The organism is Vibrio sp. 661 (assembly GCF_033339315.1).
GTDB lineage: Bacteria > Pseudomonadota > Gammaproteobacteria > Enterobacterales > Vibrionaceae > Vibrio > Vibrio alginolyticus.
On the sequence record NZ_JAWOUJ010000006.1, the window covers coordinates 137988 to 162903 of the forward strand.

Consider the following 24916-nt stretch of genomic DNA (forward strand, 5'->3'; position numbering starts at 1 on the left):
TCATGAAAAACTCACGCTACGATTCAAATGTATGCCACGCGAAAAGAACGTTTGATGTACTGGTTGCAATGCTTATTTTGGTCGTCACTGCACCGCTATTCCCATTTATCGCGCTAGCTATAAAAATCACATCGAAAGGCCCAGTGATCTATCGTCAACTGCGTGTTGGGCGCTGTACACCAGAAAAAATGGATCTTTTTCAAATCATGAAGTTTCGCACCATGTATATTGATGCAGAGCAACGCTCTGGCGCAGTATGGGCAACTGAAAATGATCCCCGCATCACGCCAGTAGGACGCTTTTTACGCAAAACGCGTTTAGATGAACTACCTCAACTGTTTAATGTGTTGAGAGGTGAAATGTCGATGATTGGGCCGCGCCCAGAACGCCCAGCTTTCTACCAGAAATTGGAAGATGAAATCCCCTATTTTGTAGAGCGCACATATGGCGTGTTACCAGGTATCACAGGCTTAGCTCAGGTTAACCAAGGCTATGATGCATGCATTGAAGATGTAAGACGCAAAGTTGGGTTTGACCACAGTTACGCACTAAGCTTAGGTTCGTTTTACTCTTGGATTTCAATGGACCTTTCAATCATGAGCAAAACATTCGTTGTGATGATTGACGGACGAGGTCAGTAACCCCTGGTTCTGGTAACGGTCACTCTTGCCACTGGCGTCGCATCTTTTCTATCGTCGCTGGTGGGACATCATGAATGCTTTGATACGCTCCGTGACACACTTTAACTTCCACCTCAATGCGCTTCTTCACGCAATAGTCCAAGTAACGCTTCATCTCCCAATGTCGAACAAACGTATTGCTCACAATCACGACTCTCCCTTTGTTCAACCACTTTCTAGTTTGCTGAAAACACCACTCATGCGCTTGAGGTAATTGAACTGGTTCAAAGTGATAATCACCTTCATCATTTTCAAAATACATGTCAGCTTCAAAATGCTTAGCACCAAGCTCTATTGCCAGTTGTTTTGCTAAGGTTGTTTTACCTGAACCCGGAAGTCCACGAATAAGAATGAGTTTAGCCAGTGACATAATGCAGTTTAATGAGGTGGGAATAAGCCTAAACTGTAACGAAATTATTGGAAAAGAAAAGTAGAAATAAAAAATGCCGAGCACATTAGGCTCGGCATTTAAACTCAATCATGGATCGTGTTGTATTTATTTGTAAGCTGGCAGTTCAGTTCTTAACCCTTTCACCAAACTGACACACATCAACAGCAGAACAAAAGTAAACGGTAACCCTGTTGCAACAACGCCTGATTGCAATGCTTGCAAGGCTTCTTTACCACCAACCCAAAGCATTACGGCTGCAATTGCGCCTTCAATACACGCCCAGAAAATGCGTTGCGGTACTGGTGCATCAATCTTACCACCGGCGGTAATACTATCGATAACCAGCGAGCCAGAGTCTGACGATGTAATAAAGAATACCAGAATCAGCACGATAGAAAGCATTGAAATCACTGAGCTATACGGAAGCGCATCGTAAACATGGAACAGAGTCAATGAAATATCAGTTAGGCCATTTGCACCTAGCTCACCAACTTTATTCACCACTTGGTCAAGCGCGATACCACCAAACACAGACATCCAAATCAAAGTAACAACTGTAGGAATAACGATGACTGCGAATAAGAATTCTCGAACCGTACGACCTTTAGACACACGCGCGATAAACATACCAACAAACGGTGACCAAGATACCCACCAAGCCCAGTAGAATACCGTCCAGCCGTGCATCCAAGTTTCATCTTCACGACCGTGAGGGTTACTCAATGGAATAATATTTTCAATGTAAGCCATTGTTGTGTCGCGTAGCGAGCTCCACGCCGTATCAAACGTGATGAAGGTAATGAAAATAAGCAGCGCAAACGCAACCACCATATTGACGTTACTCAGTAGCTTAACACCACCATCAATACCACGAATCACTGATAGCACCGCGATAAAGGTAACGAAGGTGATCACAATCATTTGTGTACCAATGCCGCCTTCTAGACCAAAGACATGATTAATACCACTGGTCGCCTGCTGAGCACCCAGACCTAGCGACGTTGCAAGACCAAATAGCGTCGACAAAACGGCAAGGATATCAATAACGTGACCTAACCAGCCCCATGCACGGTCACCAAAAATTGGATAGAACGCCGCGCGCAATGAAAGTGGTAAACCTTTGTTAAAGGCAAAAAACGCTAATGCTAGTGCAACGAGTGCGTAAATACTCCAACCATGTACACCCCAGTGGAACATAGTGGCACCCATCGCGAGGGATTTTGCTTCTTCGGTGTATGGTACTGCGTTAAGTGGCATTCCCCACCAATCAGTGAAATACGCGGTCGGCTCAGCCACACTCCAGAACAGAAGACCAATACCCATACCCGCGGCGAAAAGCATCGACAACCAAGAAACGGTTGAGTGATCCGGCGTTGCTTCTTTGCCTCCTAAGCGGATTTTACCTAGCGGAGAAAAAAGAAGAGCAACGGCGAACAATAAGAAGAAGTTTGTCGACCACATAAAGAACGCATCAAACTGTTCGATAATTCCGTTTTTTAGACCGTTTAATACGTCTCGAGCAGTGGTTGGCTCAACAAGAAGAAGTGAAATCAGACAGAAAACAACGAGCCCCGCACTAATGCCAAAAACCGGGTTATGTATATCGAATCCCCACTTTTGAACGTTATCCTGTCCAACCTGATAATCGGTTGTATCAATACTATATTTTTTAAATGCATTATCCATAAATACAAATTTAACGTGAATTTGAAACGCCCCTCAGGTGAGAAGAACTCCAATACCGCCCTCCATTAATTTGAACTCTAAAGTTTTAAAGCGGGACGAATTTTAGCAGCAATCACATATTTTTGCAAAAAGTCGTGATTTATTGCATTTTAAGCTCAATTCAAGACAGATAAAGGGGAAATAATATCAACACAAAAATTATGAGGTCTAACGATTGATTTTGTCGTAGGTTGTAGACTAGAAAAGACACAAGAAATACTTAAGTTCATAGCCAGTCACTGCGCAAATAGAGAAGACCTGCGCTGATTTGGTTTCACAATTAACGACGAAACCAAATCAGCAAACCTTTCATCCAGCGAGCGTTATAAGAAATGGAAGGTGATGTTCCCTGTTACGCTGCTAACGGTATCGCTATCGCCTTCAATATCCACGCCAAACGCTTGATAACTCGCGCCCACAGACACATTGTCAAGCAAGAAGTATTCGGCACCAACACTATACATGTAAGAGACGCCATCATCTTTGTCTAAGTTTCTCAGTCCGCCGTCATAATCAACGTTGAATGCATTGATGCCGCCTTTTGCGTAAACGTGTAACGGGCCGAAGTCGATACTAGGTTTCGCCGCTAAATAGAATGAATCAAAATCAGCACTACCCCTGCTGCCACTCAAAGATAAATCCACTTTGCCGTGATTAAAGTAGCCTGCTTCAATGCCAATGAACGGCAAAATACCAGTACCGACATGAATACCGTAGGTTGTATCATTTTCGCTGTCGATATCGGACTGACCAATTTGGCCACCAGCGTAAATCCAAGAGTCAGCCATTGCTGACGTTGAGCACAACGTTAGAGCGAATAACGAGAGTGTTTTTTTCATACTATCCCTTCCTGATCGATTCCTAAGCGAAACATTACGCAAATATGCGCATTTAATCGCCACTATATATTGGAAAGCATAGGCATTTTAAGACTCTAAAAGTGAATAATTTATGTTCAACTTTTGTTTTGTGACTTCCAGACAAAAAAACACCGACATAAAGCCGGTGTGTTTCATATGGTGTTAGAAAGCTTGACGCTTATAGGAAATGTAGTGTTGCGTTAACAGAGAACGTGCTGATATCGTCTTTACCAGCAGTGTAATTCATGTAGCTAGCCCCAACAGACATCGGGCCAAAAATGAAGTACTCAGCACCCACACCGTACATTAGGTCCAAATCGTCATCGTCTTTGCCGCCTTTCACTTTTTTGTCCCACTGATGGAAACCACCTTTTGCGTACACGTGTAGCGGACCGAAGTCGATGCTTGGCTTAAGTGCTGCGTAGTAAGAAGTTAGCTTAGTGTCTTGACCATTTACGTTGAACTCACCGTGCTGTGTTACACCAGCTTCAACACCAATGATAGGTAGAATGCCTGTACCAACGTGAACAGAGTATGATGTGTCCGTCTCACCTTTGTAGTCAGACTGACCTACTGTTGCACCACCGTAAATCCAAGAATCCGCCATTGCCGCAGAAGATGCGCCAAGTAGCGCCACTGCTAATAGAGTTTTTTTCATCATCTACCTTTACTCTTTATTATTCCCACGTCTGCATAACTCAGTCGTTGGTACTACAAATAAAGGGAGGCGAACTATTGCCTCCCAGAACTAAAAAATAATGCTTATTGAGTTACTAGCAATTAGTGTACCAGCAACTTCTTAAGCGATAATTACAAATCTGACACTATTTTACTGGTTGATTAGCAAGCATCAATCGCGTTTTTGACTCGTTTATCAGAAACAGGATAAGGAGTGCCTAATTGTTGAGCAAAGTAACTCACGCGAAGTTCTTCAATCATCCAACGCACTTCTTTTACATTTTCAGGAATGGCCACACCTTTCGGGATCTTGTTCAGCAATTCTTTATAGTCTTGAGTCACAGATTCAATCTTCAGCATATGTAAACGATCTTTGTTTGGATCGATTGGCAACTTCTCCATACGACGCTCTATCGCGCGCATGTAGCGAAGAATATCCGGCAAGCGCTTCCAGCCACATTCCGTTGCAAAGCCTTTGAAGATCAAGCCTTCAATTTGTGCTTTGATATCGGACAGAGCAAACGCCATTGTGAAGTCGATCTTGCCTTTTAGCTTCTTATTGATGCTAAACGCCGTGGTCAGAATAGTCTCAACCTGTTGAGCGATCTCTACAACGGTGTCACCCAATTCAGCACGAACGTGTTCTTTCAATGCTTCGAACTTCTCTGGCTCCCAAACTAAACCACCCTGCTCTTCAATAAGCTTATCGACACCGCAGGCAATGCAGTCATCTATCAGATCAAGCACTTTGCCGTAAGGGTTAAAATACAACCCCAACTTCGATTTGTTCGGTAAGTTAGCGTGCAAATATTTAATTGGAGACGGTACATTCAACAAAATCAAACGACGCTGGCCAGCGCGCATTGCGGTGATCTGCTCGTACTCCGTTTCGTAGAGTTTGATTTCAACGCTGTCTTTGGTATCAACAAGCGCCGGATACGCTTTTACATCGTAGCCGCCACGTTTTTGTTGATACACTTTCGGCAATTCTCCAAAACTCCACGTATGCAGACCTTGCTGTTCGATATCGTCATCCGCAACTTTGGAAAGCGTTTCTTGAACTTTGTCTTTCAAACTTTCTTTCAGTTCATGAAGGTCTTTGTTTTCCTTCAGTTTACGATTTCGGTGATCAACCGCACGAAACGTGACTTTCAAGTGCTCAGGTACTTGTTCCAAGTTCCAGTCTTCACGCAGCACTTCTACGCCCGTCATGCGTCGCAACTCTTTCTCCAATGAATCTAACAGCGGAGCTTCCATTGGCGTAACGCGCGCTAAGAATGCATCGGCATAGTTCGGCGCAGGCACAAAGTTCTTACGAATTGTCTTTGGCAACGATTTAATCAAGCTAACCACAAGCTCATGGCGTAAACCTGGGATCTGCCAGTCAAAGCCCGCTGGTTCAACTTGGTTTAAAATCGGCAACGGCAAATGCACTGTGACACCGTCACTATCATCGCCTGGTTCAAATTGGTAACTCAATTTGAGCTTCAAACCATTTTGATGCCAGAAGTTCGGGTAATCCAAATCGGTCACATGGCTAGCATCACCCTTGAATAGCATCTCTTTTTCAAAGTTCAGCAGTTCCGGATTTTCTTTAGATGCCTTTTTCCACCACGTATCGAAATGCTTACCAGACACCACTTCGGTGCCAACGCGTTGGTCATAGAAATCAAACAGCTCATCATCATCCACTAAGATGTCTCGACGACGAGATTTATGCTCAAGCTCTTCCACTTCTTGCAGAAGCTTACGGTTTTGCTTAAAGAACGCGTGTTTGGTTTCCCATTCACCCTCAACCAATGCACTACGAATGAAGATTTCGCGACTTATGGTCGAATCGATACTGCCGTAGTTGACCAAGCGTTTCGGTACGATTGGTACGCCGTAAAGCATGACTTTTTCGTGCGCCATCACCGCAGCGCGTTTCTTCGACCAATGTGGTTCGCTGTAACTGCGTTTAATAAGGTGTTTAGCTAACGGCTCAATCCATTCTGGCTGAATCTTTGCGATGATACGACCCCAAAGTTTTGAGGTTTCCACCAACTCAGCAGACATGATCCACTTAGGCTGTTTCTTGAATAGACCTGATGCAGGGAAGATATGGAAACGAGCATTACGCGCGCCTTGATATTCATTCTTTTCTTGGTCTTTCATGCCGATGTGCGACAGCAAACCAACCAAAATGGCACTGTGTACGCCATGGTAAGAAGCGGGCTCGTCGTTAAGCTTGAACTCCATCTCACGCATCGACTGATGAATTTGGAAGTACACGTCTTGCCACTCGCGAACGCGCAAGTAGTTCAAATAGTCTTGCTTACACTGTTTGCGGAACTGATTGCTAGACAAGGCTTTTTGCTGCTTTTGGATGTATTCCCACAAATTCACAAATGTCAGGAAGTCCGACTCTTCATGGAAGAAGCGACGATGTTTATCGTCTGAAGATTGTTGTTTGTCGGAAGGACGCTCGCGTGGATCTTGAATCGACAAGGCAGCTGCGATGATCATCACTTCTTTAAGCGCACCATATTTTGGCGCTTCCAATACCATACGCGCCAAGCGCGGATCGATTGGCAAACGCGCTAATTGGCGACCAATGGAAGTCAGGCGCTTTTTCGGGTCTTTTACCTCAGAGTTAATCGCACCAAGCTCTTCCAGCAAACGCACGCCGTCTTGGATGTTACGTTTATCCGGTGCTTCCACAAACGGAAACGCTTGAATATCACCCAAACCAAGTGCCGTCATTTGCAAGATAACCGACGCTAGATTGGTACGTAGGATTTCAGGATCAGTAAACTCTGGGCGTGACTCAAAATCTTCCTCTGAGTACAGACGAATACAAATACCCTCTTCCACACGACCACAACGACCTTTTCGCTGGTTCGCACTCGCCTGAGAAACTGGCTCAATTGGAAGACGCTGAACCTTAGTACGGTAACTGTATCGACTGATACGCGCCGTACCCGGGTCGATAACGTACTTAATGCCCGGAACAGTTAGCGAGGTTTCTGCCACGTTGGTTGCCAGTACAATTCGGCGACCAGTATGAGGTTGGAAAATCTTATTCTGCTCACCTGCCGACAAACGCGCGTAAAGCGGCACAATTTCCGTGCTCTTCAGATTACGTTTGGACAATGCATCTGCGGTATCACGGATTTCACGTTCACCGTTCATGAAAATCAGGATGTCACCTAAACCTTCATCGCACAGTTCGTCTACCGCTTCGAAGATGCCTTCAAGCTGGTCACGATCATTGTCGTCATCACCGCTTAGTGGGCGGTAACGTGTTTCTACTGGGTAAGTACGACCCGATACTTCAATGATTGGTGCATTGTTGAAGTGTTTTGAGAAGCGTTCTGGGTCGATGGTTGCCGACGTGATGATCACTTTCAAATCAGGACGACGTGGCAGCAACTCTTTCAAGTAACCCAAGATGAAATCGATGTTAAGGCTGCGCTCGTGCGCTTCATCGATAATGATGGTGTCGTATTGATTCAAGAAACGGTCATGCTGAATTTCAGCCAACAAGATACCGTCCGTCATCAATTTGATTTGGGTATTTTCAGAGATCTGATCGTTGAATCGAACCTTGTAACCAACAAACTCACCAAGCTTGGTTTCCATCTCTTCGGCAATACGGTTAGCAACCGAACGCGCTGCAAGACGACGAGGCTGAGTATGACCAATCAGGCCAAATTTACCGCGACCAAGCTCAGCACAGATTTTTGGTAGCTGAGTGGTTTTACCAGAACCGGTTTCACCCGCGACGATAACCACTTGGTTTTCTTCGATCGCTTTCGCAATATCGTCGCGTTTTTGGCTTACAGGCAGGATTTCTGGGTATTCAATCGTTGGTTTGTAGTTGCTGCGCTGCTCTGCAACCATCATGGATTTTGCGATGTCTAATGCGATTTCGTCGAACACAGCATTACGCGCTGCGTCCTTCTTAATTTTGCTTGCACCAGAAATACGTTTACTCAAGCGGAAACGGTCGCGCATCATGCACTGATTCAGCGCTTTACGCAGAGATGCCGCGCTATTCACTTGAGCCTGAGGTGTTTGAGCTTGTTTCGCTGTCGCTTTTTGCGCACCATTTGACGGTGTCGCTTGCTCTTCAGCTAGATTCTTTTTTGGGGGCTGTGACGAAGTCAAAGCGTTTCCTATTCTTTTCATTACAAAAACTGCGCGGATTGTATCACACAAGATCTGTAACAAGATAACCGAAAGCTCATTCAATTTTTTCGAACATGTTCAGCGAATCGCTAGGCTTTTGAACTCACTTACGTTGCTTATAATGGCTCCCATAGTCGAAAGCACTTATTTAAGGAATAACCATTATGTCTCGTGTACTAGCTCTAAAATCAAGCATCCTTGGCGATTACTCTCAATCAAACAAATTGGTTGAAGACTTCATCAAAAATGTAGACCAAGACAAGCTTACTGTTCGTGATTTGGCTGCAAACCCGCTACCTGTTTTGGACTTCGCCGTTGCGACTGCACTGCGCGCTACGGAAGATCTTTCACAAGAACAGCAAGCGGTGGTCGACTTGTCTGACACTCTTATTGAAGAAGTAAAGGCCGCAGACACTTTGGTTATTGCCGCTCCAATGTACAACTTCACCATTCCGACTCAGCTTAAAAACTGGATTGATTTGATTGCTCGTGCAGGCGTGACATTCAAATACACAGAAAACGGCGTTCAAGGTTTGATTGAAGGTAAAAAGGCGATTGTAGTAACGACTCGTGGTGGTATTCATAAAGATTCACCAACTGACAACGTTACGCCATACCTACGCACTGTGCTGGGTTTTGTAGGAATCACTGATGTGGAATTTGTTTACGCAGAAGCGCTAAACATGGGTGAAGATGCGGCTGCAAAAGGCATTTCAGAAGCGCAAAGCCAACTTGCAACAATGGCGTAAGTTAGAATAAACCAGAATACAAAAGGGATTGGTTCGCGCCAATCCCTTTTTGGATCAAGATGCCTTGATCGTATTTATAGGGTCTCTTACATCGTCAAAAACGATTCACTTTCTCCAAGTTGCGTATTGCATCGAGGTAGACTTTTTCTAAAGACCGCTCAGCTTCGCTTATCATATTCTCGATCATCGCATTAAACGCGACATCGCTACGCACTTCTATATTGTCTCCCGCCTTAACGTCAAGAGAGTTGACGTACAACACCAACCATTCATAGCCCTCCAAATGCCCTTCTCCGTGAATGGCAAAAAAGCGTTTAGCAAATTCAGCGTTGGTACAATTTATCGCTTCAATTTGAAGATTGAATGAGGAGTCGATACTCATGGTGCTCATCCCATCCGATTCATCAGATGCATCACAAACAGCCTTAACTCTGGCACGATATACGAAATTTCTCGTTGAAAGCAGCATAGTATTATTCATCATTACTCATAATGGGCGATAAATAAGTCAGTTGCAAATCCGACTTATATGCATCTCGCGATGCGCTAAAACTCGAACTGGAAATAAATAGTATTGTAGTTACTCCCACCTTTAATTCGCCCAAACTGGGAAGCGCTTTCAAAAATCGCCGAGCGGTGATGCAATGAATAGCCCACCCACATATTGTTCCAGCTCTTTTGGTTGAAGAGATCGCCTACATTGACATCAAACGAGAAATCTAAGTAGTTGAGCAACTTGCTTGGTGTATAACCCTTGTCTTCCATTTCTGTGCCTTCAATATAGGTAATGCTATCAATGTATGACACACCTTCCGCTACACCAAATCGCCAAGTCGTAGGCCAATTAACCGTATAATAAGCCTTAATCGCCATGACGTATTCTGTGCTCGCAGACTGAACACTGGACGACCAGTGATGAACCAACCCTGGCGTTAAATAAATATCAAGAGGAAAACCAAACAGCTCATCCGTTAATGGATGCCCATAAAACAATGAAGTAAGTTGATTGTCGTATGGGTCTTTTTCTCTCTCAAAGCTAAATATTTCACCGATGTTCGAAGGCGTCGCCCAACCATGCGCAATACGTAGATATGCTTTATTGCTCAGTGTCGGTTTCGGAACTTTGCTTTTATCGTTGAAAAAGCCAAAACCGACAAACACTTCTCCCTGATATCGATCTTCTACAAGCTGACTGTTGTAGGCGTTATCATCTAAGCGAGTAACACTCGTCTCACCCAATAAATACAAATTTGAAGTTACATGGTAACGCGCTTTAATACCAAGATTGGTGTCAAGCCCAGCTCCAATTCTCTCGCCAGTAATATCCTTAAAGGAATAATATTCACTATTGAAATCAGCGTCTTTGTATCGAATCGTAATCGATGGCTCTAATTCCCAATCACCAAATACATAATTGGCAGCAAGGCGGTAATTAGAGTGAAACTGGAGTTCGTCGTCCGTCATCAACTCTACTTCTGCGCGCCAATTGTCGTTAATGCTATAACGCACTTGCCCACCGAAATCGACTCTGTCCCCTTCATTAGCATTTTGTAGCGACATGGGAATATCGACAAATCTCAATCGCATGAGTGCGCTCGCACGCCAGTCGGAATCACTCTCGTTATACAAAAAAGCGCCACCTTCAATGCCATTGATATACACATGTTCGTTTTCAAAGAACATCATTGGTACAAATGTACTCACCGTAGAGTCATTATCGGCGGTATAAAACGGAATCGATGCTGTGCGATACATCGCAGCAATCCCCCACATTTGTTCTTCTACACCATGCGCAGAAGAAACTGCCGCAGCCAAAGGTAAAGCGAGTGTTGTTAGAATTAATCTCTTCATGAGTTCGAAAAATGTTGGTTGAGAAGCAGGCAAACATCAATGATTTGCCATTAAAAGCTTATGTTCTGCTTATGATAGCCGTTACAATGGCAAATGTTGTCATCCTCGTGACAGTTTGAGTCCCAAGATCATATTAATATTGCACGACTAGGTGAGCTTGTTTGCGAATATTTTACCATTACAACAAGCGCTTAAACTCTAGCTTAGTTCTAAATCAAACATAATGAAGTAAAAAGTGAAAGCATCAGAACTCATCTCCACCTTGAATCATTTACCCGCAGACACAGACCCAGACATTGTGATGGGAGAAGCATGGCTGCCAGAGAGGTTGATAGGGACTCAACTCGATGGTGACATGTTGTTTTTGCACTTTGATAATGCACCAGAAGATGGTCAAGGTGACGAAGAAGGGCGTGGCTTCGTCGAACACGAAATCGACCTAATTAGAACTCGGCTTCAGCAAATTTTGGATGAAGACAGTAATAACGCGTCAAAAGCCGATGCGATGCTTGGTTTGTTCCTTATGGGACATGAACTTAGTAGCTCGCAAGTTATCGAAATATTAGAAGAAGAAGCTGACACATAAGGAGCCGTTTTGCCAGCATTGATGAACACGACTGAAATTTCTTTACTTCCTCTTGTCGTTGCAGGTCCGATCCTACGTAAAGTGACCGCAACTGAAATCAATATTTGGCTAGTCACCACCCAACGCTTGGAGGGTATGGTGCAAATTACGGATGAAAATGCCTCCATCCTTTATCAAGCCCCTTTAAGTGAACAAAAAGAACAGCTTCAAATCGGCCTCAATGCGTGGTGTTGCTTACTTAAATTAGAAGGCGAGTTTCCAACCCATCAAGCGTTACGCTATCAAATAAAAACGCAATATGGATTAGTGACGGAACTGCTCCCTCACCTGACTTATGAGCGAGATAATACGCCAAACTTGGGTATTGAGTTCCTCGTTAGTGAAAAAGCGGATTATCTCCTACATGGCTCTTGCCGTAATCCCCATCACTTCAGTGATGATACATTGGTCCCTGCGGATCATAAAATCGCGTCTCAATCCATTGAAGAAAGACCGGATATGCTCATCATGAGTGGTGATCAAATCTATGCAGACCATGTTGCAGGCCCCACTCTCGATGCCATTGAGCAAGTCATAGCTTTATTGGGTTTGCCAGGCGAAGAATTCGATCAAGCTCCGATAAAAAATACCAATGACCTCTACCAACACCCTGCTTGCTATTATGGTCGAGATAAATTGTTGCCTCATTATGTGAGTGATGACAGTTTACTAAGTAAGTTTTTTCCACACCGAGGGACACCAATATTCAGCGCCAAAGAGTGTGAGAATCACCTAATAAGCTTTGCTGAGTGCTTTGCAATGTACTTATTGGTTTGGTCTCCGACCTTGTGGAAGCTTGTTCGAACGGATCGTTTGTTAGAAAACGAATTTACTGTCGGCGGAGAAGTTCTTGAACCCAAATGGCAGCAGCAATGGCGCGAAGAAAAAAAGCAAATTGATAAATTCGTCGCAGGTCTGGACAAGGTTCAACGCTTACTCGCTCACATTCCAACCTATATGATTTTTGATGATCACGATGTCACCGACGATTGGAATCTCACCATAGGCTGGGAACAAGCCGCATACAGCAACACGTTTGCAAAACGCATTATCGGTAATAGCTTGATTGCTTACTGGCTTTGCCAAGGTTGGGGAAATGCGCCAGAAAAATTCAATGATGAATTTATGAGCCTCGCTCAACGCTTTATCGATGAGCGAACCTCGCAAACCCAAGATGCATTTATTCAATATTTGTATCGCTTTGAGAATTGGCACTACACTATTCCTACGACACCAAAAGTTGTCGTGCTAGATACACGAACCAGACGCTGGCGTTCTGAGTCTAAAATGAACAAACCTTCTGGCTTAATGGACTGGGAAGCGATGATTGAGTTCCATCAGGAGCTCGTGCATCAAGACAAGGTTGTTATTGTTTCTGCCGCGCCAATGTTTGGTGTGAAATTTATCGAAGCACTACAACGTGTGGTGACCATGCTTGGTAAACCATTGATGGTTGATGCTGAAAACTGGATGGCTCACCCCGGAAGTGCGAATACTCTTATTAGTATTTTCACACACACAAAGACACCAACTAACTTTGTTATTCTCTCTGGCGACGTGCACTACTCTTTTGCATACGATATTAAGCTCCGCTATCGAAAAAACAGTCCGAATATCTATCAAATCACCTGTAGTGGAATTAAAAATCAGTTCCCTACACAACTGCTCAATATGTGTGATGGCCTAGATAGACTGCTATACAGCCCTCGCTCACCTTTAAACTGGTTCACAAAACGTAAACGACTCAAGATTTACAAACGCGCACCAAGTACGCACAACTTTTATCGCTTGGTTAACCATAGTGCCATTGGTGAGCTACGCCTTGATGATGAAGGCAAACCAAGTCAAATTAGTATTCTGACGAGTGATGGTGACGAAGTTCATTTTCCACCAACACGTGCTGAAAGCTGAGTATCAATCCCAAAATGACTTGCCCTTTGTAAGAGGCAAGTCACCTTGAACTAACTCAGGAGTTTAGTTTTTTTTGGGGAGAAAGTGGCCGTTCTTAAATGTCAACGGCGTGCTAAATTTGGTATCGCACCTTGAGATCTTCCGTATTTATTACCATGTTAACCAAATAAACAATAGCTCGGTGTTCATTATGTTTAATTCTCTCACATCATTATTTAAACAACTCATTGATGGCTCTGATTTAAGCCAAACCAACACACTTTCCCCTAACATGGCTATCGCGTGTTTGCTTTGTGAAGTTTCTGGTGCAGACCATAGTGTCGATGATAGAGAACAAGAAACAAAGCGCTCTTTATTGATGAAACTGCTGTCGTTAAATGAAGAAGAATCAAATACTTTGTTAGAGCAAGCGCAACAGAAAATAAAAGATTCCGCTTCGCTGTACGACTTTACCTCTCAACTAAGAGAACTGACTCAAGAAACTCGTTACAACTTAATCAAAAGCATGTGGGAAGTCGCTTACGCAGACGGCGAAATTGACCCGCTAGAAGACGCGGTGATCCGTAAAACAGCAGAGCTACTCTATGTTGATCACTGCGAGTTCATTCGAGCGAAGTTACAGTCTCAGTAAAGTGACGAGATGAGTATATAAGTCGCTGGCTAACTCTAAGCTACCCCTAGGATGACAACAGATATCGCTTCTGTAGCCATAAAAAAACGCGCACTCTGCGCGTTTTTCAATAAGCCAACGACATTGTTATTAAAATACTGGTCAAGGTATGTGTTTAGCTCTTTCCACACTAAACAGACTGCATGACAAAACAACAATGGTTGGATGATAATTTAATTACAAGCTAGCTAGGTTCGAATAACTAAAACATGGTCAAAGCAAGCTTAGCTAAGTTGTATGCATCTACATAGCCAGAGTGTTGACGCCCTTCCCAGTCTATTCCTTTTGCTTCTTGAGCGGCTCGATGGCCTATACGTTTATCTTTAAGACGATTTTGAATACGGTAGAGTGTCGCTAAGTTGATGAACTCTGTGAATGGTGCTTCAATACCTTTTTGCTTACACTCTTCTAGAAGAATGAGGTCATCTCGCCCCCAAGATGCAAAGATTTTGTTGCGACCACCGAAGTTCTTAACCATGGATTTAAGCACTTCTTCTAGTGGGCGTCCTTGTTTTTCAATCTTACGTGGTGTGATGCCCGTTAACTCAGCGCAAAATAGAGAGACTTCATCGTGTTCTGGTTTCACGTAGTATTGAGCACGCTTGACTATCTCACCTTTAGACAAATCTATTTCAGCTAACCCCACTTCGATAATTTCACCCGTGCTGCCGACGCCATTTTCGTTCCAGCAACACATTTCTAAATCGAAGCATACAATACGGTTATGGTTCATAGTTTGCCTTGGTTCCTAACATAAAAATTTAAAGCGTGCGATTCTATCGTAACACGGCGTAAAACTCGAATTTGTGCGCCCATTTAATCGCCGATCGACACATAATTACGGCCGTTTTTTTTACTCAAATAGAGTTGACTGTCCATTTTGTGATACAAGCTCTCAGGATCTTCTTCTTTATGGATAACCGCACCGATACTCAACGTACAGATGATCGACGCATCACCATAATCAAAAGCCGTACTTGCCACAACACTCCGTAACTTTTCTAGGTAAGCTTCTAGCACCGCTCTATCAATGACTTTAGAAATAATACAAAACTCGTCACCACCAGCGCGGTAAAACTTATCTCCCGGTTTTAAATTAGCACTGACCAGCTTAGTGACATGTTGCAACGCTTCATCTCCACCTAAATGGCCGTGTTTGTCATTAATCACTTTGAAGTGGTCGATATCAAAACCAACCAAGGCGAAGTTAACACCTTTGTTTATCTGATTAAGCAAGTGATCGTTGAAGGCTCGGCGATTCAGTAGTTGAGTTAGAGGGTCTCGCTCTGCCATTCTTTTTAATTCAACGGTTTTGAGCTCCAACATGACCGCTAAGCGCTCTTTTTCTCGAGACTGTAAATTCACAATCCAACTGATCAAAAAGGCGATTACCAATCCGGCTAGCGTCGTGCCCGCTAAAATAGAACGCTCCCAAGCTGAGACTGCGTCAGAAAGTTTAAAGTCAATACGCCATTCACGGTTAGGCAGTTGAATGGTTCGGCTTATAACGGTTCCTCGAATGTTATCCCAGCTAGCACTTTGAAAGAGAACAGGGTCATCTGCTGCGTCGAATCCCAAGTCTTCTACGCGCACCGACATATCGAGCTCCGTCGCGGTTTTCGTAATCAAATCCTCAAAGTAAACCGTACTTCGGATAACACCGGTCACTACTCCTAATAAATATTTGTTCTCGAAATCGAACACTGGATGGAACACCAGCAACCCAGTCTTAGGTATGGACTTGTCATAACCATCTTGCAGTAAGCGAACTTTATCCGAGACATTCGCTCGCCCATTTTCGGAAATATCATCCAAGATTAAATCGAAGCGTTTGCGCGAAAAATAGAAACCCAATAGAGAAAGGTTTTCCGGTGTTCTTGGGTAGATATCCGACGCGATGAAAATTGGCTCATTGTGTTCAAAAATGTACCCGTAGGTTTTGGGACCATCTTTAGGAACGGTAAACGGTTGGAAGTTTGGAAATTTTTGACGGGTCTTTAAAATATGTTCATCAAGATCTTCGAATTCGACCTTTTGCATCCATTGAAGTCCAATGAGACTTCGCGAGCTGTTAATCACTTGTTCCGCATACATCGGAAACGATGGCCAATAGCTTCGCTCAATCGAATGGAAAAAGTTTGCGCCCGCACCAATGAACTTTAGATCATTCTCGACGTTTGCTTTAAGTGATTCTGCTTGTCGGTCGGCTAAAGTATCAAACGTAGTCTGTGTATACCGTTGCTGCATTGTATAAGCAGCACCAACTACACCAGCAGTGACACATAAAGTCGCCAAAAAAGCTAAAATAGAGTCTGAATGTCGTTTTATAAAGCTCTTATGAGCGGTGCTTTGTGTCATATCGTAATTTTTGATACTTCCGTAAGTTAAACTTCGGGATCTATTGAAATACTGCGTTAGCAATGCACAAACATCAAGCAACAACCTATATTGGGGAGTCTGATCGTCGATTTTTCACGCTGTTCGTACGGTATAGTCACGAATTATTACAGCCTTAAGCCTTGAATATGCTACCATCCGTCATCATTTTAATGTCTAAACTTGGTGCAAGATCGCAAAGACGATCGTTTTAGTGAACAAATATGAGCCAATACTGAGCACCAATAAATCAATAGAAAGAGAAAAAACGTCATGAACATTGATTTGAACCTAATTCCTCAAACGTTCGATATGCTTCACGCTGGCCTAACCGCATCGAGCGTTTTGCTTCTTCTAGTTGCAGTGTCGCGCAAATCAAAAGTGGTCGAGAAAGTGGTAGAAAAACCAGTCGAGAAAATCGTCGAGGTTGAGAAACCAGTTGAGAAGATCGTTGAAGTAGAAAAAGTAGTGGAAGTAGAGAAAGTCGTTGAAAAAGTGGTGGAAGTTGAATCAAAACTTGCAACCGCGTCAACGGACTCTGCAATGCAGCTGCTTTCTATCATGCAACAAGAAGCTCGCCTGATTGACTTCCTAAAAGAAGACCTAACGTCATTCTCTGATGAAGAAGTAGGCGCAGCCGCTCGCGTAATCCACACTGGCGGTCAGAAAGTACTGAACGACTACGTGACGCTAGCGCATGTTCGTAACGAAGACGAAGAAACTCGCATTACGGTTGAAGAAGGCTTCAACCCACAAGAAATCCGCCTAACTGGCAACGTAACAGGCAGCGCGCCATTCAACGGCACGCTAGTTCACAAAGGCTGGAAAGCAACATCAATGACGTTGCCTAAACTTGCTGAGAACTACGATGCTTCTGTGATCGCTCCAGCTGAGGTTGAGCTGTAATGGAACACATGAACCAAGAAAACCATTCTCAAGAAGCGTCTGTTGAAACTCAACAGACACCTAAATTCAGTGTTGGTATCGACTTAGGTACAACACACTGTGTCATGTCTTTTGTTGATACACACAACGAAGACGCTCGCGTTGAAGTGATGCCAATCCCGCAGTTGACTGCGCCGGGTACGGTAGAGACTCGCAGCCAATTAGGCTCTTTCCTTTACCAGCCGCACGAACACGAAATGAACCCGCAATCACGCGTTCTTCCGTGGTCGAGCGAGCCAAAAGCTCTAGTTGGTGCAATTGCACGTAACCTAGGTTCAAAAACACCAATTCGTCTTGTTGCAAGTGCGAAATCTTGGCTTTGCCACGCAGGTGTGAACCGTCGTGATGCTTTCCTGCCAGCAGGTAGCCCAGAAGAAGTGGAAAAAGTATCCCCTCTTCGTGCGACAGAGCTTTACCTAGAGCACCTAAAAGACGCTTGGAATCACGCGAACCCAAATCACAACCTTGCCGATCAAGACGTAACCATTACGGTTCCTGCTTCTTTTGATCCTGCTGCTCGCGATCTAACTGCAGAAGCAGCACGCAACGTTGGTTTTGTGCACCTAACACTTCTAGAAGAGCCACAAGCTGCACTTTACAACTGGATCGATAACAGCAACGACAAATGGCGCGACGAAGTTGAAGTTGGCGACATCGTGCTTGTGGTCGATATCGGTGGTGGTACAACCGACCTTTCTTTGGTTGAAGTAACTGAAGACGACGGCAACCTAACTCTGAACCGTATCGCGGTAGGCGAACACATCCTACTTGGCGGTGACAACATGGATCTTGCACTTGCGTACCGCTTGAAGATGAAGCTAGCGCAAGAAGGCAAAGAGCTACAGCCATGGCAAGTTCAGGCAATGACACACGCATGTCGTGACGCGAAAGAAGCGTTATTGAACGACAGCGAACTTCAGTCAGTGCCAATCGTAGTACCAAGCCGTGGTTCTAAACTGCTTGGCGCAACGCTGAAAACAGAACTGACTCAAGAAGAAGTACAACAAACACTGGTTGATGGCTTCTTCCCTCAAGTTGCAATTACTGACCACCCTGTTCAACGTAACCGTGGAGCACTAACGCAAATGGGTCTGCCTTACGCACAAGATGCAGGCATTACTCGTCACATTGCAGCGTTCTTGTCTAAGCAAGCCAATGCTCTTTCTACTTCAGGAAATGGCGCAGAAGCAGCAGCTCAAGATTTCAACCCATTCGCTAACATGCCTGGTATGCCAGGTTCGGATGCAGCGCAGTCAGCTGACTTCATCAAGCCAACCGCAATCCTATTCAACGGTGGTGTTCTGAAATCGAAACTTCTAGCAACTCGTCTAGAAGACACGATCAACGAATGGCTAATTGAAGCAGATGCAGAAATGGCAAAACGCCTAACAGGTGTGGATCTAGACCTTGCAGTTGCTAGCGGTGCGGCTTACTACGGCTCTGTGCGTCGTGGTCAGGGCGTTCGTATCCGTGGTGGTATTGCTTCGGCGTACTACGTGGGTATCGAAAGTGCGATGCCAGCTATTCCGGGCATGGCGCCGCCAATGGAAGCACTTTGTGTTGCACCATTTGGTATGGAAGAAGGCTCAAGCGTTGACGTACCAAGCCAAGAGTTTGGTTTGATCATCGGCCAGCCAGTTAACTTCCAATTCTTCGGCTCAACGGTTCGTCGTGATGACCTAGCAGGTACTCACCTAGACTACTGGGCACCAGAAGAGCTTGAAGAGCTTCCAGAAATCCAAGTAACGCTGCCTGTATCTGAAGGTCGTCGTGAAGGTGAAGTGGTTCCAGTAACCCTAGCCTCTCGCGTCACAGAGCTTGGTACGCTTTACTTAGAAGCCATTGCCGCTGATAACGGTCAAAAATGGCATGTTGAGTTCGATGTGCGCGAAGACGCGAAAAGCAACTCAGACGAAGAAGAATAAATAGAAATCAAACGGCATCCAATCGGGTGCCGTTTTTAAATACACGAAGGTTTGTATGGCATCTCCTCGTTTTCTTGTTGGTATTGACCTTGGCACCACAAACACTGTTGTGGCGTACTGTGAAATCACCGACAACCTTGAACAATCCGAAGTATCCCTATTCGACATCGACCAATTGATTGGCCCGGGTGAAGTGGTTCGTAAGCCATTGCTGCCCTCTTTCCGCTATCACCCTGCGGTTGGTCAAATCTCCCCTTCTGACCTAACACTCCCTTGGGAAAACGAGCCTGTCTCTGGCGACATTAGTAATGTGATCGTGGGTGAATGGGCTCGTGAATTAGGCGCGAAGGTGGAAGGACGTCAGGTATCCAGTGCTAAAAGCTGGCTATCACACCAAGCAGTGGATCGTAGCTCTGATATTCTTCCTTGGGCTGGTGCGCAAGACGTAGATAAAGTCTCACCCGTTATTGCCAGCGCAAGCTACCTCAACCACATTCGTCAAGCATGGAACTACCGTCACCCTAGCAATAAGCTAGAAGACCAAGATGTGGTTGTGACCGTTCCAGCGTCGTTCGATGAAACCGCTCGTAAGCTTACGCTTGAAGCCGCGGAGTTGGCAGGTTTAAAGAAAATCGTCCTGCTCGAAGAGCCACAAGCCGTATGTTACGACTGGTACGCACGCCACCAGCAAACCGCAGCTGATGAGCTCAAAGAGTTACCGCTGATTCTGGTGTGTGATGTGGGCGGTGGTACTACCGACTTGAGCTTGATTGAAGCAAGTTTCTCTTCTCAAGATGAACTAGCCCTTGATCGTATTGGTGTTGGCGAGCACTTGATGCTTGGTGGTGATAACCTCGACTTAGCATTAGCACACCTTGCGGAAAGACGCTTCAACCAGAGTAAGAAGCTCACTGCTGCAAGCCTGACTAAGTTGATTCAACAAACCCGTAAAGCGAAAGAAAACCTGCTTTCAGCAAGTGCACCTGAAGAAGTAAAAATCACCATGCTGGGCAGCGGCTCGAAACTTCTTGGCGGAACAAAAAGTATTGGGCTGAGCAAACAAGAAGTGCACCAAATCGCTTTGGATGGCTTCTTCCCGCTTTCTGATTTCAGTGAAGTACCAGACAAACGCCGCAGCGCCGTTGTCGAGTTTGGCCTTCCATACGTTGCTGACCCAGCAGTGAGCAAACACGTTGCCGAGTTCTTAACTCAGCACCAACAAGTTGCTCGTGCCGCACTTGGCATTGAAGACGACAAACAAAATGCCATTCCGGTTGGTTTGCTACTTAACGGTGGTGTGTTCAATAGTGAACTTGTGACTGAGCGTGTCACTACCCTACTGTCCGATTGGCGCGGCGCTCCGGTTACGGTCTTAGACAACCCACATCCAGATTGGTCTGTTGCACTAGGTGCTGTTGCATTTGGTAAAGCACGTCGTGGCGCACAGCTAAAAATTGGTGGCGGTGCGGCGCGTTCCTACTTCTTACATCTTCAAGAAAAGAACAAGATGGGCAAAGCGCTCTGTTTGCTTGCAAAAGGGACAGAAGAAGGTCACGAGATCCGCTTAAGTGGTCGTCGTTTCTCGCTTACCCTAGGTGAACCCGTTCGCTTTAACCTGCTGACCTCTACCCACGACACCTTAACCAATAACACCGCTATTCAAAACGGTGTGATGGTGGACGTTGATCCTGACTTATTTGCTCCTCTGCCGCCTTATATCACCACCCTTGAAGGTGAAGGCGCTGAACTACAAGCCAACCAGAAAGAGCGTGTAGAAGTACAACTGGCGTGTCAGTTGACCGAAGTCGGCACACTTAAGATGGAATGTGTCAGCGCAGAAGATGACAGCAAACGTTGGGAGCTGGAGTTCGAAGTTCGTAACAAGCAAACCGACGACAGCGAGCAAGTTAAGCTTCACCCTAAACTGAACGAATGTAAGGAGCTGATCGCTCGCCTTTACAGCGGTAACAAGAAAAGTGCAGAAAGCAAAGAGATCAAAACCTTAGCCAAAGATCTTGAGAAGAAACTTGGCAAACGTGACGAGTGGGATTTCACGACCCTACGTCAACTGTTCGATACCTTTGCACAAGGTCGTAAGCGTCGTCGCCGTTCTGAACAACACGAGAAAAACTGGCTTCGTTTGGCAGGTTTTGCACTGCGTCCTGGCTTTGGCGATCCAACCGACTCATGGCGTATTGAGCAAGTTTGGGGTCTCTACCAACAAAACATTCAGTTTAAGAACCATCAAGGTTGGACCGACTGGTGGGTGTTCTGGCGTCGTATCGCAGGTGGCTTGAGCCAAGAGCAACAAGAGACCATCTTGGCGGACATCGCGAAATACCTACATCCTGGTGCGATGAAAAACCCACAATCCGCCAAAGCGGCACAAGATATGGGTTACGAGTCGATGGTACGTTTGTCAGCCTCTCTGGAGCATCTAGAAGTCGAAGACAAAGTTCTATTGGCTACGTGGTTCTTGAGCAAAGCCATCAACCATAACCAGTTCGAACAAGCACACTGGTGGGCAATGGGTCGCTTGGCATCACGTACGCCTTTATATGGCAGTCAGCATAACGTCGTTCCTCGTGAACAAGCGGAACAGTGGTTGCCTAAGCTGCTAGAGCAGAACTGGCAGAAAGAGCCAATGATCGCTTTCGCAGCCGTAATGATTTGTCGTAAGACGGGCGACCGCCTATTCGATATCTCAGACGACTACCGTGAGCAGGTACTGGCTAAGTTGAAGCAAAGCAAGGTACCTGAATCTTGGGTATCACTGGTTGAAGAAGTCAAAGAGCTATCTGAGAGCGAATCGAAGCGTATCTTCGGTGATGTACTACCAAGCGGTCTGACACTGGTAAATAACTAGGCTCTCACGCTTATAAACGCAACAAAGCCCTTCTCGTGAAGGGCTTTGTTTTATCTGATTCTAATAGCTGACGAAAGACGACTCGTTAGTTCATTTCCGTATTGATCACCACATCACGCGTTTCATTATCCATATCACTGATGCCGACCACTGAGATTTCGCGGTCAGATAAATTCTCAATCATGCTGTCTTCTAACCCACCGTCCGTCATCCACGCATAGAATTTTTCCGCAATACGATCCGAACCTTCCCCGACAAACGTTAATGTGACCTTCTTCATTTGTGACACTCCATCAATTTACGATTCAGCCACTTAAGCGTAGTATGTTTCGCAAATATCGACATAAACTAGGACTAACTTCTTTTATGAGTATCGAAAAATTTGACGCAATTTATCAGCGCGCTGCCGAGCGTAAAGGTGGTGAAGATCAACTTGAAGCGCTTTTGTCTCATCCACTAAGCAAAGAAGAGCTGGCAGCGATTCCCGACGACCGTTGGCTGGCCGCTTTTTCGATGAAAGTATTCCAAAGTGGGATTTCGTGGAGCGTGGTTCGCAACAAGTGGCCGAACTTCGAAGAAGTGTTCTTTGGGTTTAAGATTGAGCCGCTATTGATGCTGTCAGATGAGCAATGGGAAACCAAAGCAACAGATAAACGCATTATTCGCCACCTCACTAAAGTCATGTCGATTCCTGCCAACGCACGTATGATCCACGAAGCAAAAATCGAATACGGCTCGTTTGGCAAAATGGTTGCCGATTGGCCGCAAGAGAAAATCACCGACCTGTGGGCATATTTGAAGAAACGCGGTAATCGCCTAGGTGGAAATACTGGCCCTTACACACTGCGTCAAATGGGCGTTGATACCTTCATCTTGTCTAGTGACGTCGAGGCTTACCTGCGCAATTGCAAAATCATTGAAGGTGGCAAAGATACGAAAAAATCGCTCGATGCCACCAACAAAGCGTTTGTTCAATGGCAACAAGAAAGTGGTCGAAGCCTGTCTGAGATCAGCCAAATCATTGCGTTCAGCACCGGCGATAATCGCATTTAATCCAGACTGAACACAAAATAAAAAACGGCGCACCAAATATTGTATTTAGTGCGCCGTTTTTATGTTCATTGGTTCAAGTACACACTTGCTTTGAAGCCAGTGATTCCCACTCAGTCAGTAGCTGCATAATACGGTGAGAATCTTCCCATGTTGCACAAGGGTTTTCTAACGAGGTACGCCCTGCTTCAACCGCTTGGCGAATATTGCGCACTTGATAGAAAAAAGCGTCCCCGGCTGCCGGAACACACACTTCACGCTTCGACGTCTCGTAAATTTCCACACTAAACTGGTTTTCTTGCGTTGGTAGCCATGGGTTTGAATCTAACGTAATACAGCCTTTGCTACCCAGAATGGTGAATTGGTGTTTCAATCCGTGATCTTCGGCAGTGTGTACGCTCGCCGTTTGTTGCTCACCGAATTGCATCATCAAGCTCGATTCACAGATATTACCGTCATGGCCTCTTCGACCAATCGCCGTCATAGAGCGGTTTCCAAAGGCTTGTTGACCCAACATGGTTTTCACCACCAAATGCACCAATGACATTGGGTAACAACCTAAATTATACAAAGCACCTTTACTGTCTGGATTAACAAACTGCGCAATCGACGCGATATAAGAAGTATGGATCGAGCGAAGCTCACCAATCTCTCCCGATTTCAGCACCGAAACCAACTCGCGGATCAACGGGTGATGTAAATACATTAAGCCTTCAGCAAAGAATACCTTGTGCGCTTCTACTGCTTGAAGTGCCAGCTCGGTTTTTTCCATATCTACCGAAAGTGACTTTTCACACAGGATCGCTTTGCCCTGCTCAGCCGCTTTGACGATAAAGTCATGATGAAGGTGATTTGGCAATGCGATATAAATAATGTCGACTTGCTCATCAGCAATCAACGCATCGTAATCGTTGAACGTATTCTCGATGCCATATTGCTCAGCGAATGCCTGTAAGTTCTGCTCCGAACGCCCAGCAACCGCGTACAGTTCACTCTTGTCATCGCCTTGGATTGCCTCAGCCATGACTCCTGAGATAAAGCTTGTGCCTAAAATGCCCCATTTCATGTTCACGTCTCCTATTGAGCTTGGGTTTCGAATGCTTGAACTAACTCTGCCATTTCAGCCGCAATAAACGCTTGTGTATGCGGCATAGCAAAATGCGCTTCAATCGCGGCGCGGTTTTCATATCGCTCCCAAAGAATTACACGTTGTGGTTCTTTCGAATCGTAGGTCGCATTCGCTTGCAAGCACCCCGCTTCGCTTTGCATATCAAGGCAAAATTGTTCAATGGCTTCAACCACTTGTTGTCTTGGCTTATCGGCATTCATTTTCAGTTCGGCGGTAACAAAAATCGTCTCGCTCATGATGGATCTCTTTCTCCATTCTTAATCATACGCCCACTGTAATTAACCTCATTTGATTGATAAACTCTGCTTTAGTTAT

General features: G+C 45.1%; 21 protein-coding genes. 9 read left to right on the forward strand and 12 right to left on the reverse strand.

What is annotated here, in order from left to right; translation table 11 throughout:
* Window positions 1-2: 2 nt before the first annotated feature.
* Window positions 3-641, forward strand: a complete 639-nt coding sequence (locus R7P69_RS13510; protein WP_054576904.1) for a sugar transferase — start codon at window positions 3-5, stop codon at window positions 639-641.
* Window positions 642-660: 19 nt separating this feature from the next.
* Here the strand turns inward: R7P69_RS13510 and R7P69_RS13515 are convergent, their stop codons facing one another.
* From R7P69_RS13515 to hrpA, 5 genes are all read right to left on the reverse strand, one after another.
* On the reverse strand, window positions 661-1050 hold the full coding sequence (locus R7P69_RS13515) for an AAA family ATPase (protein ID WP_238952330.1): 390 nt from the start codon (window positions 1048-1050) through the stop codon (window positions 661-663).
* Window positions 1051-1176: 126 nt separating this feature from the next.
* Entirely contained in the window at window positions 1177-2757 is a 1581-nt protein-coding gene (locus R7P69_RS13520; protein WP_005377659.1) for a BCCT family transporter, read from the reverse strand.
* Window positions 2758-3119: 362 nt separating this feature from the next.
* Entirely contained in the window at window positions 3120-3635 is a 516-nt protein-coding gene (locus R7P69_RS13525) for an outer membrane beta-barrel protein (RefSeq protein ID WP_042522922.1), read from the reverse strand.
* Between the two features lie 199 nt (window positions 3636-3834).
* The gene (locus tag R7P69_RS13530) at window positions 3835-4314 is read right to left on the reverse strand and encodes an outer membrane beta-barrel protein (protein ID WP_021033871.1); all 480 of its coding nucleotides are present in this window, start codon (window positions 4312-4314) and stop codon (window positions 3835-3837) included.
* 182 nt (window positions 4315-4496) lie between these two features.
* A complete protein-coding gene (hrpA, locus tag R7P69_RS13535) occupies window positions 4497-8483 on the reverse strand; it encodes an ATP-dependent RNA helicase HrpA (protein WP_203346061.1) in 3987 nt (1328 codons plus the stop codon).
* Between the two features lie 185 nt (window positions 8484-8668).
* Here hrpA and R7P69_RS13540 point away from each other — a divergent pair, with 185 nt between their 5' ends.
* On the forward strand, window positions 8669-9253 hold the full coding sequence (locus R7P69_RS13540; protein ID WP_005377667.1) for an FMN-dependent NADH-azoreductase: 585 nt from the start codon (window positions 8669-8671) through the stop codon (window positions 9251-9253).
* Between the two features lie 94 nt (window positions 9254-9347).
* Here R7P69_RS13540 and R7P69_RS13545 read toward each other — a convergent pair whose 3' ends face one another.
* Together R7P69_RS13545 and R7P69_RS13550 are read right to left on the reverse strand one after the other, a co-directional pair.
* Complete coding sequence (locus R7P69_RS13545; RefSeq protein ID WP_238952329.1) at window positions 9348-9635, reverse strand: hypothetical protein; 288 nt, start codon at window positions 9633-9635, stop codon at window positions 9348-9350.
* A 164-nt stretch (window positions 9636-9799) separates the two neighbouring features.
* Entirely contained in the window at window positions 9800-11104 is a 1305-nt protein-coding gene (locus R7P69_RS13550; RefSeq protein ID WP_373921180.1) for a MipA/OmpV family protein, read from the reverse strand.
* Window positions 11105-11339: 235 nt separating this feature from the next.
* Here R7P69_RS13550 and R7P69_RS13555 point away from each other — a divergent pair, with 235 nt between their 5' ends.
* From R7P69_RS13555 to R7P69_RS13565, 3 genes are all read left to right on the forward strand, one after another.
* Window positions 11340-11690 carry a hypothetical protein gene (locus tag R7P69_RS13555; RefSeq protein ID WP_017634942.1) on the forward strand — a complete coding sequence of 117 codons (351 nt, stop codon included), beginning with the start codon at window positions 11340-11342 and terminating at the stop codon, window positions 11688-11690.
* A gap of 9 nt (window positions 11691-11699) precedes the next feature.
* Window positions 11700-13640 (forward strand): alkaline phosphatase D family protein, encoded by a 1941-nt coding sequence (locus R7P69_RS13560; protein ID WP_238952328.1) that lies wholly within the window; start codon window positions 11700-11702, stop codon window positions 13638-13640.
* A gap of 190 nt (window positions 13641-13830) precedes the next feature.
* A complete protein-coding gene (locus R7P69_RS13565; protein ID WP_238952327.1) occupies window positions 13831-14271 on the forward strand; it encodes a TerB family tellurite resistance protein in 441 nt (146 codons plus the stop codon).
* Window positions 14272-14512: 241 nt separating this feature from the next.
* Here R7P69_RS13565 and R7P69_RS13570 read toward each other — a convergent pair whose 3' ends face one another.
* Together R7P69_RS13570 and R7P69_RS13575 are read right to left on the reverse strand one after the other, a co-directional pair.
* Entirely contained in the window at window positions 14513-15043 is a 531-nt protein-coding gene (locus tag R7P69_RS13570) for a 3'-5' exonuclease (RefSeq protein ID WP_005377684.1), read from the reverse strand.
* 83 nt (window positions 15044-15126) lie between these two features.
* Window positions 15127-16668: a sensor domain-containing diguanylate cyclase gene (locus tag R7P69_RS13575; protein WP_064376582.1), complete on the reverse strand. Its 1542-nt coding sequence runs from the start codon at window positions 16666-16668 to the stop codon at window positions 15127-15129.
* 291 nt (window positions 16669-16959) lie between these two features.
* On the opposite strand from R7P69_RS13575, the gene R7P69_RS13580 reads away from it, so the two are divergent.
* Genes R7P69_RS13580 through R7P69_RS13590 form a run of 3 tightly spaced genes read left to right on the forward strand, consistent with a single transcriptional unit; the run spans window position 16960 to window position 22422 of the window.
* Window positions 16960-17592, forward strand: coding sequence for a DUF2760 domain-containing protein (locus R7P69_RS13580; protein WP_005389474.1), 633 nt, complete (start codon window positions 16960-16962; stop codon window positions 17590-17592).
* Complete coding sequence (locus R7P69_RS13585) at window positions 17592-19556, forward strand: Hsp70 family protein (protein ID WP_238952326.1); 1965 nt, start codon at window positions 17592-17594, stop codon at window positions 19554-19556. The genes R7P69_RS13580 and R7P69_RS13585 overlap by 1 nt, the downstream gene beginning before the upstream one ends.
* Window positions 19557-19611: 55 nt before the next feature.
* Window positions 19612-22422 (forward strand): Hsp70 family protein, encoded by a 2811-nt coding sequence (locus R7P69_RS13590; protein ID WP_238952325.1) that lies wholly within the window; start codon window positions 19612-19614, stop codon window positions 22420-22422.
* An 85-nt stretch (window positions 22423-22507) separates the two neighbouring features.
* Here R7P69_RS13590 and R7P69_RS13595 read toward each other — a convergent pair whose 3' ends face one another.
* Window positions 22508-22702 (reverse strand): hypothetical protein, encoded by a 195-nt coding sequence (locus R7P69_RS13595; RefSeq protein ID WP_005377692.1) that lies wholly within the window; start codon window positions 22700-22702, stop codon window positions 22508-22510.
* Window positions 22703-22788: 86 nt separating this feature from the next.
* Between R7P69_RS13595 and R7P69_RS13600 the strand changes: the two genes are divergently transcribed.
* The gene (locus R7P69_RS13600) at window positions 22789-23475 is read left to right on the forward strand and encodes a DNA-3-methyladenine glycosylase I (protein ID WP_005377694.1); all 687 of its coding nucleotides are present in this window, start codon (window positions 22789-22791) and stop codon (window positions 23473-23475) included.
* 73 nt (window positions 23476-23548) lie between these two features.
* Here R7P69_RS13600 and R7P69_RS13605 read toward each other — a convergent pair whose 3' ends face one another.
* Window positions 23549-24538, reverse strand: coding sequence for a Gfo/Idh/MocA family protein (locus R7P69_RS13605; protein ID WP_047102227.1), 990 nt, complete (start codon window positions 24536-24538; stop codon window positions 23549-23551).
* 11 nt (window positions 24539-24549) lie between these two features.
* The gene (locus tag R7P69_RS13610) at window positions 24550-24837 is read right to left on the reverse strand and encodes a putative quinol monooxygenase (RefSeq protein WP_047102225.1); all 288 of its coding nucleotides are present in this window, start codon (window positions 24835-24837) and stop codon (window positions 24550-24552) included.
* Window positions 24838-24916 lie beyond the last annotated feature (79 nt).

What these genes read in the sequence shown, in the direction of transcription:
- R7P69_RS13540 (WP_005377667.1), top strand. Translation starts at nt 8,669, where the DNA reads ATGTCTCGTGTACTAGCTCTAAAATCAAGCATCCTTGGCGATTACTCT.
- R7P69_RS13530 (WP_021033871.1), bottom strand. Translation starts at nt 4,314, where the DNA reads ATGAAAAAAACTCTATTAGCAGTGGCGCTACTTGGCGCATCTTCTGCG.
- R7P69_RS13510 (WP_054576904.1), top strand. Translation starts at nt 3, where the DNA reads ATGAAAAACTCACGCTACGATTCAAATGTATGCCACGCGAAAAGAACG.
- R7P69_RS13565 (WP_238952327.1), top strand. Translation starts at nt 13,831, where the DNA reads ATGTTTAATTCTCTCACATCATTATTTAAACAACTCATTGATGGCTCT.
- R7P69_RS13570 (WP_005377684.1), bottom strand. Translation starts at nt 15,043, where the DNA reads ATGAACCATAACCGTATTGTATGCTTCGATTTAGAAATGTGTTGCTGG.
- R7P69_RS13595 (WP_005377692.1), bottom strand. Translation starts at nt 22,702, where the DNA reads ATGAAGAAGGTCACATTAACGTTTGTCGGGGAAGGTTCGGATCGTATT.
- R7P69_RS13580 (WP_005389474.1), top strand. Translation starts at nt 16,960, where the DNA reads ATGAACATTGATTTGAACCTAATTCCTCAAACGTTCGATATGCTTCAC.
- R7P69_RS13610 (WP_047102225.1), bottom strand. Translation starts at nt 24,837, where the DNA reads ATGAGCGAGACGATTTTTGTTACCGCCGAACTGAAAATGAATGCCGAT.
- R7P69_RS13585 (WP_238952326.1), top strand. Translation starts at nt 17,592, where the DNA reads ATGGAACACATGAACCAAGAAAACCATTCTCAAGAAGCGTCTGTTGAA.
- R7P69_RS13520 (WP_005377659.1), bottom strand. Translation starts at nt 2,757, where the DNA reads ATGGATAATGCATTTAAAAAATATAGTATTGATACAACCGATTATCAG.
- R7P69_RS13600 (WP_005377694.1), top strand. Translation starts at nt 22,789, where the DNA reads ATGAGTATCGAAAAATTTGACGCAATTTATCAGCGCGCTGCCGAGCGT.
- R7P69_RS13590 (WP_238952325.1), top strand. Translation starts at nt 19,612, where the DNA reads ATGGCATCTCCTCGTTTTCTTGTTGGTATTGACCTTGGCACCACAAAC.
- R7P69_RS13605 (WP_047102227.1), bottom strand. Translation starts at nt 24,538, where the DNA reads ATGAAATGGGGCATTTTAGGCACAAGCTTTATCTCAGGAGTCATGGCT.
- R7P69_RS13515 (WP_238952330.1), bottom strand. Translation starts at nt 1,050, where the DNA reads ATGTCACTGGCTAAACTCATTCTTATTCGTGGACTTCCGGGTTCAGGT.
- R7P69_RS13525 (WP_042522922.1), bottom strand. Translation starts at nt 3,635, where the DNA reads ATGAAAAAAACACTCTCGTTATTCGCTCTAACGTTGTGCTCAACGTCA.
- R7P69_RS13545 (WP_238952329.1), bottom strand. Translation starts at nt 9,635, where the DNA reads ATGAGTATCGACTCCTCATTCAATCTTCAAATTGAAGCGATAAATTGT.
- R7P69_RS13575 (WP_064376582.1), bottom strand. Translation starts at nt 16,668, where the DNA reads ATGACACAAAGCACCGCTCATAAGAGCTTTATAAAACGACATTCAGAC.
- R7P69_RS13550 (WP_373921180.1), bottom strand. Translation starts at nt 11,104, where the DNA reads ATGAAGAGATTAATTCTAACAACACTCGCTTTACCTTTGGCTGCGGCA.